At 40.5% G+C, this 13,094-nt stretch carries 7 protein-coding genes; all 7 read left to right on the top strand.

Annotation, left to right across the window (positions count from 1 at the left end):
- Window positions 1-157: 157 nt before the first annotated feature.
- The 7 genes from ACDF53_RS03185 to ACDF53_RS03155 all read left to right on the top strand — a co-directional run bounded on the left by ACDF53_RS03185 (window position 158) and on the right by ACDF53_RS03155 (window position 12,838).
- Window positions 158-1,477 (top strand): putative porin, encoded by a 1,320-nt coding sequence (locus ACDF53_RS03185; protein ID WP_370815458.1) that lies wholly within the window; start codon window positions 158-160, stop codon window positions 1,475-1,477.
- A 48-nt stretch (window positions 1,478-1,525) separates the two neighbouring features.
- The gene (locus ACDF53_RS03180) at window positions 1,526-2,854 is read left to right on the top strand and encodes an S-layer homology domain-containing protein (RefSeq protein ID WP_370815457.1); all 1,329 of its coding nucleotides are present in this window, start codon (window positions 1,526-1,528) and stop codon (window positions 2,852-2,854) included.
- A gap of 398 nt (window positions 2,855-3,252) precedes the next feature.
- Window positions 3,253-5,493 (top strand): autotransporter outer membrane beta-barrel domain-containing protein, encoded by a 2,241-nt coding sequence (locus ACDF53_RS03175; protein ID WP_370815456.1) that lies wholly within the window; start codon window positions 3,253-3,255, stop codon window positions 5,491-5,493.
- Window positions 5,494-5,903: 410 nt separating this feature from the next.
- Entirely contained in the window at window positions 5,904-7,289 is a 1,386-nt protein-coding gene (locus ACDF53_RS03170; RefSeq protein ID WP_370815455.1) for a putative porin, read from the top strand.
- Between the two features lie 95 nt (window positions 7,290-7,384).
- Entirely contained in the window at window positions 7,385-7,711 is a 327-nt protein-coding gene (locus ACDF53_RS03165; protein WP_370815454.1) for a Tat pathway signal protein, read from the top strand.
- 317 nt (window positions 7,712-8,028) lie between these two features.
- Window positions 8,029-10,206 carry an autotransporter outer membrane beta-barrel domain-containing protein gene (locus ACDF53_RS03160; RefSeq protein ID WP_370815453.1) on the top strand — a complete coding sequence of 726 codons (2,178 nt, stop codon included), beginning with the start codon at window positions 8,029-8,031 and terminating at the stop codon, window positions 10,204-10,206.
- A gap of 352 nt (window positions 10,207-10,558) precedes the next feature.
- Window positions 10,559-12,838: an autotransporter outer membrane beta-barrel domain-containing protein gene (locus tag ACDF53_RS03155; RefSeq protein ID WP_370815452.1), complete on the top strand. Its 2,280-nt coding sequence runs from the start codon at window positions 10,559-10,561 to the stop codon at window positions 12,836-12,838.
- Window positions 12,839-13,094: the final 256 nt, after the last annotated feature.

Genomic DNA, 13,094 nt, shown 5'->3' with positions numbered 1-13,094 from the left:
TTTATGTTCTGCTTATCGATTATTTATCTCTCATTGTTATACTAGACAGGAATTGTATAGTTGTATGTTTTTTATATAGAGGAAACGAGGGTACTTATATACTGATTCATGCGACTATAGCGTGTAACATATAGTTTCTGTATAAGAGAGGTATATTATGAAACATCAATTGGCTGCTGTGTTGGCAGCGACGGCTGTGTTAGGTGTAACGACTGCATTCGCAGCGAATCCATTTTCTGATGTAACGCCAGATTCTTGGGCGTATCAATCCGTGTCTCAATTGGCGAGTGCGGGCATTATCAATGGCTATCCAGATGGGACTTTCAAAGGCCAAAAGGACATTACTCGTTTTGAAATGGCGCAAATGATTGCGAAGGCCATGGCGAATCAAGATCGCGCGAATGCAGAGCAACAAGCGATGATTAATCGTTTAACTGATGAATTTTCCAATGAGTTGAATAATTTGGGCGTTCGCGTCAATCGCTTAGAGGACCGCGTGGGTAATGTGAAAGTAAATGGTGATGTGCGTTTGCGGTATCTTGGTACTAAAGCGATGGGGCCTGACTTTATAAGAACTCAAGGGGAGTATAGCCAAAAGTCCCAATTTGATATGCGTGCACGTGTCCAATTCAATGCGAAGATTAATGACAAGACGGATGCGGTAGTGCGTATGACGACCGATTCTATTGAATTTGGTAATACTTACGATGATAATACAGGTGAAATGACTGGGGCAGCTTACATCGACCGTGCTTATGTGGATCATCGATTCGGCAAATATGTATCTGCAAAGGTAGGGCGCTTTAACCAAGTTATCGGCAATGGTTACTTCTATGACGATGTGTTTGACGGTGCTCAAATTAATATCGGCAACGATAAAATCCAATTCCAAGGGGCCCATGGCTATTTCTTAAAAGGGATGTTTAATGGTACCTCCGCAGATATGAATGATACCGTTAGTTATGCTAGCCTTAAAGGTCAGCCAAACAAACATATCAGCATGGGCGGTTTCTATGCTCGCATGAACTCACCATATAATATGGGCTTTATATTTAGAACGTTTTATGGTTTCCATACTGATATTAATTTTGATAAGGTTTGGATTGGTGGCGAATGGTTGAAAGCGGCCCATACGGAATATGGTACAGGCTGGACTGCCGGTGCAGGCTATGGTCATTATGATATTGCTAAAAAGGGCAGTTGGGATGTGAAAGCCCAATACTTCAATATTGATGAGAAGATGGGCGCTGTGTCTTCTAAATGGAACCTTGCTTATGATTCTACACAAACTGAAAGTAGTGGACATTTATGGTTCCACGGGTATAAAGGCTGGCTTGGTACTGTGGACTATGCATTGCAAGACAATCTAGGTCTTAGCGTATATGCTGGATTCAAAGGTAAAACAAAACCTGAATTTGCTAACTATAATCGTTCCTTGGCTAATTATTACCGCGTGGAGCTTAACTACCAATTCTAATGTGATGTTTTGATATATATTTGTTGTGTTTGTGGAGAGGGTTAGATTATGAAAAAACACTTGGCAACGATGTTGGCAGCAATGGCTGTGTTAGGTACGACGACGGTATTCGCAGCGAATCCGTTTTCTGATGTAACGCCAGATTCTTGGGCGTATCAATCCGTGTCTCAATTGGCGGATGCGGGCATCATTAATGGCTATCCAGATGGGACTTTCAAAGGCCAAAAAGATATTACCCGTTTTGAAATGGCCCAAATGATTGCGAAGGCCATGGCGAATCAGGACCGCGCCAATGCGGAACAGCAAGCGATGATTAATCGCTTAGCCGATGAATTTTCCAATGAATTGAACAATTTAGGCGTTCGCGTGGCTCGTTTAGAGGACCGCACAGGTAATGTGAAAGTATCCGGTGATGTGCAGTTTTTATTGCGTCATTCCTCTAGGAAAAATGGCGTATTAATAGGGCAAGCCGGTCAATATTATAAACCATCTAAATTTGATGTTCGTGGTCGTGTGCAATTTAATGCAAAGGTAAATGACCGTACCGATGTAGTGGCTCGTTTTAGAATCTATCAAATGGAATTTGGCGACGGCGGTGAATTCGAATCCACTCCTACCCTCGATCGTGGCTATGTAAATCATCAATTTGGTAAATATACGTCTGTGAAGGTGGGCCGTTTTAATCAAGTCATCGGTAATGGTTTATTGTATGATGATACCTTCGATGGTATTCAATTCAACACGGGGAATGATAGAGTTCAACTTCAATTAGCCCATGGCTATGCGACGGCAGAGCATAATGAAACCCGTTTCTTGCCAGACCGTGATCAATATAATTATGCAGGCCTCAAAGGCACATTAAATAAGCATATCGATGTGGGTGCGTTCTACTCTCGTCATAGAAGAGATAAAACCGGTTATTATAATACATACGGTAATTTGTATGGTGTAAGCACGGATATGAATTTTAATAAACTTTGGATTGGTGGCGAATGGGCGAAAGCGGTTGGCACCGCACATAGCCATGCTTGGACTGCTGGTATCGGTTATGGTAATTACAACGCTGCGAAAAAAGGTACCTGGGATGTAAAAGCGCAATACTTTAGCTTTGATCAAAACTTAGCGCCTTATGGATCAAAATGGAACTTCCCATTTGATGCCAATAATTACCATTGGGATTATAATGCAACACCACCATCTGTTACCACTACATACCGTGGCTTTAGAGGCTGGATGGCCACTGTTGACTACGCGTTGCAAGACAACGTGAGCTTCAATGCATACTATGGATTCAAGAATAGAACATATCGTATCGATGGTTCCCTTAATGAATACTTACCAAACTACTACCGCGTAGAGCTAAACTACCAATTCTAATCTGATGATTGGTATCGTTCATAACTAAAACAATCCCCTTGATGAGTATTTCGGTACCTATCAAGGGGATTTTAAATTAGAACAGGCATGTAGTAATTTTTAAGATGAGTATGATATAGTGTCTCCAGAATTAGAACAGGCCTGTTCTAATTTTTAGGAGAGGTATAAAGGTCCCAGGCAATACTGCAGGCCTGTAGTAACTAGTAAGATGAACCTAATATAGTGTCTTTAGAAATAGAACAGGCCTGTTCTAATTTTTAAGAGAGGTGTTAAAGATCCCAGACAATACTACAGTCCTGTACTAATTTTATTTCTCTCATATTTACAAACAACAAATTGTAAATTATAATTTAAGATAATTTATAGTTTATTTACATTGTGAGAGTGAGAGGACTATTATGAGACATGTAAGTAAAACAAAGCTATCGTTAGCTGTGGCACTGGCGATTGCTGGATCTGTAATGCCTAATATGATGGTAGATGCGGCCTATACTGCTCCGTATACTGATAATACAGACTTCGTAGCTAACAGTGATGATATGATACGTGTATTCCCAGAATACGATAAAAATATATCTTCTATAGTAGCGAATGGTGGTATGGTTATTATTGAAGACGGGTATTCTAATATTGGCTATGGTCATAGTGCATTTGCTACCAGTAAAAATGGTGGAGACATTAAATTGAAAAAAGGTGTATATAATTCTGGTAGAGTGAGTACACCTGTTGCCCTTGCTCAAGGCGGCACAATTAATATAGGCGTCCATGATCATCACGGTGAATTTACGGGTGATAAAATATTCGTTGAAGGCGATGTTATAGTTAAACATGATCCAATTCATAGCTCAACCATTAATATCGGTATAGATGGTGAGGAATCCAATTGGTCTGGGCTAGCTTTCAATTTAGCTGATGAAAATGACAGAAAATATAATCATATCAATGTGTTCCTTGGTGAAAGAGGGGATTGGGAGCTATTATATCAAGGTGGCCTTGATGGTACTAGCTTTGATAGCAGTACTATGCCTAGTCGTGTACATCGACTCGTTGGCTCTACGAATCGTAATTTTCAAAACATGGTAGAGCAAAATGAGCATAATAAACTCTATATTGATAAGCTCGAAGGACATGTGAATTTTATTTATGATCCTAATGATGAATATGCAGATACCGAGGATCCAGAATATACGCCGCCAACTACAACATATAATGGTTTAACGGCTGATTCTTTCTGGGGTGGTGACATTCATATTACAAGTGCGGCCCCTAATTCTGGCGCTCATCTATACACCAGCCGCAAGGGATTGGACTTGTCTACTGAGGATAATGTAAACAAGGTTTTAGACAATCTTGCACACAAGGTGTATTACCATGATTATGTGACTGGTGAAAGAAACCTTGAAGGCACAGTAGCCATTGCTTCTGAAGGTGCTGAATCTGGACGTTTTAAGGTATTAACATCTGGATATGCTAAAGAAGGCGCTATTACATGGCAAGCCGACCAAAATGGTCAAGGTAAATACGTGTACGGCAATACAACAGTAACCCCAGCACCACAACCGGCTCCGACACCGCAGCCAGCACCAACACCGACTCCGACACCACAGCCGGCACCAACACCGCAGCCAGCACCAACACCGGCTCCGACACCAGCGCCACAGCCGGCACCAACACCAACCCCAGCGCCACAACCAGCACCAACACCTGCGCCACAACCGGCGCCAACCCCATCACCTGCTCAAACAACGGCATATGATACTCCTCATATGCGTGGCGCTCGTTCCGCGATTATGAGCAATATCAACGGCTGGCGCACATTAACTAATTCGTATCGTCCTCGTGCATTGCAACAAGGAGCAACAACAGGTATTTGGGCCCATATCGGTGGCGGTCAATACAGCTATGATGCACAAGGTATTGATACCGACACAACCTATACACGCATTCAAGGTGGTTACGACGCTAAAACTGGTAGCGGCTGGACCGTAGGCGGTCAAGTATCCTATCTTCGTGGCCATGATGATTATGTATTCAATGGCTCTGGCAAAGAAAAGGCCTTTTCTGTTGGTGCCTATGGTTTGAAAGACCTCGGCCGAGATCAATACATTCAACTTGAATCCCAAGTTGGTCGCGTAACGAATACTTTCACAGCTCGCAATGAAATTGGTGAAAGCCTATCTGGCGAAACGAAGGCTAATGCATACACTATCGGCGCTCGCTATGGTAAAACTGTGAAATTACAAAATGGCTTATACATCGAGCCACAAGCGCAATTGAGCTATACCCGCTTTGGTGGAGATAGCTTTAATGCAGGCACCATGCATGTAGACCAAGCTGGCGTAAGCAGCACTGCTGGCGGTCTTGGCCTTGAAATCGGGAAGACCTTTGGCGCCGGTAGCATCTATACTCGTGTAGGTGTTAACCATGCCTTCTCCGGCTTGGTGAAAACTACATACACAAGTGGTTCCACTGTAAAATCTACAGAACAAGATCTTAAAGGTACATGGACTGACCTTGCATTCGGTGGCCGTTATGGTATCAATGCTAACAACAGCCTTTATGCTGATATTAGCACAGGTTTATCTGGCGACTATAAACCAGGCTGGTCTGTAAACGCTGGATTTACACATAAGTTCTAAACTAAGTTTACCTAAAATAATCTGAAAATATAGTCTATATATAAAATAGCCCCAGAGTACTAATAGCGGTGTATATTAGCTGTTAGTACTCTGGGGCTTTTATGAATATGGTCTCTCCGGAATTAGAACAGGCGTGTTCTAATTTTTAGGAGCAGTATCAAAGGGGCCTACCGATACTACAGGCGTGTACTAATTTTTAGAAGAGCTATTAAGGGGCTTGGATAATGCTACCGGACTGTACTAATTTCTAAGAAGGACTATCAAGGTGTGCTTCATTGATTCTACATTCTATATTCATGAAAATGCTATGAAAAACATTTTGATGATAATAACCTGTATATAATGACTTATGGTGGTTATTAATTGTTAATTTTAATCGTGTATAGTTAGTGTTTTTATGGGGTAAGATTATGAAAAAACAAATTACCGCAATGTTAGCAGCAACTGCTGTATTGGGCGCAACAACTGCATTTGCTAACAATCCATTTTCTGATGTGAGCACAGATTCTTGGGCGTATCAAGCGGTGTCTCAATTGGCTGCAGCAGGTGTTGTGAATGGCTATCCAGATGGGACTTTCAAAGGGCAAAATGAAATTACTCGTTTTGAAATGGCTCAAATGATTGCTAAAGCAATGGCTAATCAAGACCGTGCTAATGCGGAACAACAAGTGATGATCAATCGCTTGGCTGATGAGTTCTCTAATGAGTTGAACAATTTGGGTGTTCGTGTAGCTCGTTTAGAAGACCGCGTAGGTAATGTGAAGGTAACTGGTGACGTACGTCTTCGCTATCTTGGTTCCCAAGAAAAAGATGGTAAATTCGTAAATGATGGTACGAATATGCGTGGCCTAGATTATAGTAAAGGTTCCCAATTCGATGTGCGCGCTCGTTTACAATTCAATGCAAAGGTTAATAATCGCACCGACGTTGTAGTCCGTATTACAACAGGAAATATGGAACTAGGTGATTCTTTCCAAACATCCTCTTCTGGTTCATCCCTTCGCGATAGACCAACAAATATTCATTTTGACCGCGCTTATGTAAATCATAAATTTGGTGAACGCGTATCTGTGAAAGCAGGCCGTTTCAATCAAATGATCGGTAATGGCTTGATTTATGATGATGGCTTTGACGGTGTTCAATTCAATGCAAGCAATCATAAGCTTAACTTCCAAGCAGCGTATGGTTATGGTATTGAGGGCGGTTTTGCTACCGATATGTATGGCCAAAACTCCATCGATAAAAACGGAAACTTTACCATGGTATATACAGGCTTAAAAGGTCAACTTAACGACCATGTAAACCTAGGTGGTTTCTATACACGTGTTAACAAACGTGTAAATGGGGAAGCTAAAAATATGTATGGCTTTAGCTCTGACTTGAACTTTGATAAAGTTTGGGTTGGCGGCGAATGGGTGAAAGCAACTAGCGTATCTAATGGTACAGCTTGGTCTGCTGGCCTTGGCTATGGTGATTACAAAATCTCTAAACGTGGTACATGGGATGTAAAAGCGCAATACTTCAACTTTGGTGATAACATTGCCCTTCAATCTTCTCGTTGGGAAGTACCATATGATGCAACAAACCGTTATTATGATCCTAACTTCCATGGTGGTCCAGCATATGTTACTAGCTACCGTGGTTACAGAGGTTGGTTGGCAACAGCTCACTATGCATTGCAAGACAATGTAGGTATAACAGGTTACTATGGCTTCAACAATAAAACAAATAAGAGCATCGGTGACAACGATAAACTTCCTAACTACTACCGTGTAGACCTTAACTATCAATTCTAATACATGAGTAAGTAGAAAGCGCCATTTTAATGCGAATTTCACCGTTTTTTGGTATAATAAATAAGTATTCCAACGATAAAACGGAGGTAATTCTAATGCGTAAATTTTTATATATGTTAGCAGCTCTACTCGTATTGATCGGTATTAATACATATGATGTAGAAGCTCGTACAGATGTGTATGCTACTACTTATAATGGTAATAGCTGGTACGTAGATCAAGACTCTGTGAAGAAAGTAGGGGATGTACTTAACTTTACGGTGTACACTACATCTGGCCTTAGCTATAAGGTAACATCTAGCGATAGTAACTATTACAATGCAGATGTATTCTACTATAACAATAAACTCGTTTCAGACAATGGCCAATCCGTTTGGAAATCTCCAGGTATGATGGCCGCTATGAGTGTGGCACGTAAGTAAAGGGTAAATAAAAAGGCAGCAATTTTATTGCTGCCTTTTAGTCTGTATAAGTGTACTATAGTATCGTTTATCCATATTTGACGATATATAAGATTAACCCTATAATATAAATAGATAGCCAAGCGAGTAGATCCGTCGGGCTCATCTCAAGAGAATAAATAATTGATGAAATGGCCTTTCAGTTACCTAATTATCTAGGGATAACGAAGGGCTATTTTTATGTGGCAAATTTCCCTCATATTTACAGGAATATAAATATAAATTATAATTAAATTATTTAATAATAGTTTATAGTATGTAAATGAGAGAGGGTTCTTATGAAACGTTTGTGTAAAGCGAACTTATCTTTAGCGATTGCGTTGACGATTGCTAGCTCTGTAGTACCGTATGCGATGGCAGACTATCCTGTTTTTAGTTTGACTAAGGGTGAAACTGTAGACTTGGGAACACCGCAAGGTACAATGTATGGGCTTGATGCAGATAATTTGAGTACCATTAATGCAGATTACGTAACCGGTAGATTAATCGATGAACGTAATACTATCATTACTAGCCAAAATGGCAGTACTGTGAATATTAAAAATGGGGATCTTCAAGTTGGTCGTAGCAGTAATCCAGTTGTTATTTCTAAAGGTGGTACTGTAAATCTTGGTGTAGATGGTAATACAGGTGATTTTACTGGGCATAATATGTCTATTGAAGGTGATGTTCGTATCGATGGCAACCCTAATTATGCATCTGTAATTAATATCGGTTTAGATAGTGATGAAGTATTTTGGACTGGCTTTGCTCTTAACTTAGCAGATAAAAATTCAAAACAAGCAAACCATATTAATGTATACCTTGGTCAACGTGGGTATTGGGATCATCTCTACGAAGGTGGTTTAAATGGCACTAGCTACAGCTCAATGACAACCCCAAGCCATGTACATCGATTAGTAGGATCTAAAAATCGCAGTTTTGAAAATGCTGTAGTGCAAAATGAGCACAATGAAATCCACATTGATAAGTTAGTCGGTCATGTAAATTTCTTTTATGATATTAATGGTGAGTACGACGATACAGAAGATCCAGAATACACACCACCAACGAAAACCTATAATGGTTTGACTTCAGAATCCTTCTGGGGTGGAGATATTCATATTACAAGTGCAGAGTCTAATGCAGCTGCTCATTTATATACGTCTCAAAAAGGTCTTGATGTATCTAGTGAGGACAATGTAAATAAGATTTTAGATAACTTGGCTCACAAGGTGTATTACCATAATTATGTAAATGGTGAAAGAAACCTTCAAGGTACAGTAGCTATTGCATCCAATGGTGCTGAATCTGCACGCTTTAAGGTGTTGACTGAAGGGTATGCCAAAGAAGGTGCTATTACATGGCAAGCCGATAAGGATGGTCAAGGTAAATACGTATATGGTGAAAATAAACCAACACCAAAACCAATACCAAAACCTGAGGTAAAACCAACTCCTAAACCAGAGGTAAAACCGACTCCAAAACCTGAGGTTAAGCCAGCACCAAAACCAACTCCTAAACCAGAAGTGAAACCAGCTCCAGCACCAGACCGTAATTCTCATATTCACGTTAACATGGGTGATTTTGATACACCTCATATGCGCGGTGCCCGTTCTGCTATTATGAGCAATATTAATGGTTGGAGAACATTGTCAGATAATATGTACCGTACCCGCATTTTACAACAAGGTGAACCGACAGGTATTTGGGCTCGCGTTGGGGGCGGTAAATATAGTTATGACGCAAAAGGTATTGATACAGAGACAATATATACACGCATTCAAGGCGGTTACGATGCTAAAACTGGTAGCGGCTGGACTGTAGGTGGTCAAGTTTCTTACCTTCGTGGCAACGATGACTATGTATTCAATGGCACTGGTAAGGAAAAAGCCTTTGCTGTAGGTGCGTATGGCGTGAAAGATCTTGGTAAAGATCAATATATTCACCTTGAATCCCAAGTAGGTCGCGTTTCTAATACTTTCACAGCTCGCAATGAAATTGGTGAAAGCCTTTCTGGTGATGCTAAAGCAAATGCCTATACAATTGGTGCACGCTATGGTAAAACTGTGAAATTCCAAAATGGCACATACATTGAACCACAAGCGCAATTGAGCTACACTCACTTCGGTGGAGATAGCTTTAATGCAGGTAGTATGCATGTCAACGAATCTGGTGTGAGCATCACAGCAGGTGGCCTTGGCCTTGAAATCGGTAAAACATTCGGCGCAGGTAATATCTATACTCGCGTTGGTGTAAACCATGCCTTCTCTGGCACTGTAAATACAGCGTACACAACTGGCAATACTACAAAATATACAAAACAAGACCTTAAAGGCACTTGGACAGATCTAGCATTCGGTGGTCGTTATGGATTCAATGCTAATAACAGCATCTTTGCAGACCTTAGTACAGGCTTATCCGGTGACTATAAAGCAGGCTGGTCTGTAAATGCAGGATTTACACATAAATTCTAATATACTGGTCAACATTTAAACCTATACGGTAATAATAGAATAAAAAGAGCCTCACGTATTGGATATAATTATCTAATACATGGGGCTTTTATACTCTTACTTTATAACTCATTTATTAATATTTTAAATAATTTTAAATAAAATTCACAAAATTCATTTACAATTCACAAAAAATAGTGTAATATTTTAAACATATTTTAAAAATGTTGGATATGAGTTCTTAATAAAGCGAGTATATATCTATTTTTTCTGTCTATTTAGACTAATAAATCAAATTACAGATATATATTCGTTTATGAAGGGACTTTCACAAATGTGATTGTAATTGTATTTATAGTTGAGGTGTAAGAGGATGAGAGCAAGAAATAAATTTTTATTATCTGCTGTTATGATGACGTTATTGTCATCTACAATGGCCATGCCAAGTACATGGGCCGCAGCAGGTCTTAATTCAGATGGACAAATTTTTTCGAATGCGCCAGATAGTAAATTTGAAAGTACTGGGAATACGACTGTTAATGGTGTAGTAGCATCTAATGGTGGTAAAGTTACAATTGGTTCCTTGGATACTCCTGATGCAAATCAATTGCCTAAACGCTATCGTCAACCAGCTTTCATTACAGGCATGCTAGATAATAGCTCCATTCAAATTGATGGTGGTGTTATGGACGTGAGTACTGCGCCATGGCAGTCTCCGTATCCAGTTGCATTTGCATATAATAGTAAAATTAATCTCGGCATTGATGATGCGGGTACTGTAAAGCACAAAGTGTTCAATATGCAAGGTGATGTGCTCGTATCTGATAACACGATGCCTCCATACCAAGATCAACAACCATCTGTAATCAACATCGGTCTAGGTCGTGCTCATAATAGCCCTAACCAATTCTCTGGTAAAGCAGTGAATACTTTAGAAGATAAAGGTGGCGAGATCGACATGACCTTTGATGGAGGCATGTGGAGCCACGATAGTATGGGTGGCTTAGAGCCGTTCATGATCGATGGTAAAGAAGCTCGTAGTAGCATTAATACCCTCACAGGCACTCGTACTCGCGAAGGTTTCAGCCGTATTTCTCAAGATTCTCGCAGCGATATTCATGTTAACAAGCTAGATGGTCATATCAATGTTATTTATGATATGAGCGCAAGTACTGGACTAAATTTCGGTAAACCAGCTTCTCAAAAAAATGGTCTTGATGCGGCTGACATCGAGGGCGGTAACTTTATCGTGAAATCTGCTGCAGCTGGCTCTGGCGTGCATGGCTATGTAACAGGTGACAATCTTGATACATCTTCTGAAAGCAATGTAAACAAGATTTTAGATAATTTGGCACATAAATTCTATTATGAAAATTATGTAAAAGGTGAAAGAAACCTTTCTGGTACTGTATCCATCGCTTCTAAAGGCATCGTGTCTAGCTACAAAAAAGCATTGACTACAGATCAAAAAGAAGGGGATATTACTTGGAAAGACGGTAATGGTCAAGGCTCCTACGTGGCGCCAGAACCAAAACCTACACCGACTCCAGATCCTAAACCAGTTACACCAGTAACTCCAGACCCTAAACCAGTTACACCAGTAACTCCAGACCCTAAACCAGTTACGCCAGTAACTCCAGATCCTAAACCAGTTACACCAGTAACTCCAGATCCTAAGCCAGTTACACCGGTAACTCCAGATCCTAAACCTCAAGTTCCAGCACCTACACCAGTAAATCCTAATCCTGTTGTTCGTGGTGCGTATGATACACCGCATATGCGTGGCATTCGTTCTGCTGTAGTAGGCAATATCAACGCATGGCGTACAGTAGCTGACGATATGTATCGTCCTCGTGTATTACAACAAGGTGAACCTACAGGTATTTGGGCTCGCATTGGTGGTGGTAAATACAGCTATTCTGGTAGCGGTATTGATACAGCTACAGACTACACACGTATCCAAGGTGGTTATGATGCTAAAATCAGCCGTGGTTGGACTGTAGGTGGTCAAGTATCCTACCTTCGTGGTTCTGAAGACTATGTATTCGATGGCTCCGGTAAGGTTAAATCCTTCTCCATTGGTGCCTATGGTTTGAAAGATCTTGGTAAAGATCAATATATACATGTGGAAACTCAAGTAGGCCGTGTATCCAATGACTTTACAGCTCGTAATGAAATCGGTGAACCTATGTCTAGTGATGTAAAATCCAATGCATACAGCATCGGTGTTCGCTATGGTAAAACATTGAAATACGCTAATGGCTTCTATGTAGAACCACAAGCACAATTGAACTTTATACACTTTGGTGGCCGCAACTTTACTGTAGATAATGTATCTGTTAACCAATCTGGCGTAAACAGTACTACTGGTAAGCTTGGTCTTGAATTGGGTAAACAATTCGGTAACGGCAACCTATATACACGCTTTGCAGCAGGTCATGCTTTCACAGGCAATGTGAAAACTGCATTCGCTAGCGGCACAGCTGTGAAATTAACAGAACAAGACCTTAAAGGTACTTGGACTGAATTGGCATTTGGTGGCCGCTATGGCTTCAATAGCAACAATAGTGTATTTGCTGACGTTGCCACAGGATTGTCTGGTGATTACCAAGCAGACTGGGGCGTAAACGCTGGCTTCACACACAAATTCTAATATACAGGTAATCATGCATGAGGTCCCGAGACCTTGTGCATGCCTATCTATGGCCATATAGCTGTATGTCTGTATAGATATATATTTCCTTAACATATATTACCCCTTACATATATACAACGTATGTATCTATACTTATATGTAGCATCCATATGCAACTTCCCCTTTTATTATGCAATTACAATCCCTACGGATGCTATAATCCCCCCTATATCACATAAGTGTATGGCCATACTTAAAAATACAATACTAACCA

This window comes from Veillonella sp., from assembly GCF_041333735.1.
Classification (GTDB): domain Bacteria; phylum Bacillota; class Negativicutes; order Veillonellales; family Veillonellaceae; genus Veillonella.
Note: the sequence above shows the minus strand (reverse complement) of the source record. Positions and strands in the feature narration are given on the sequence as shown.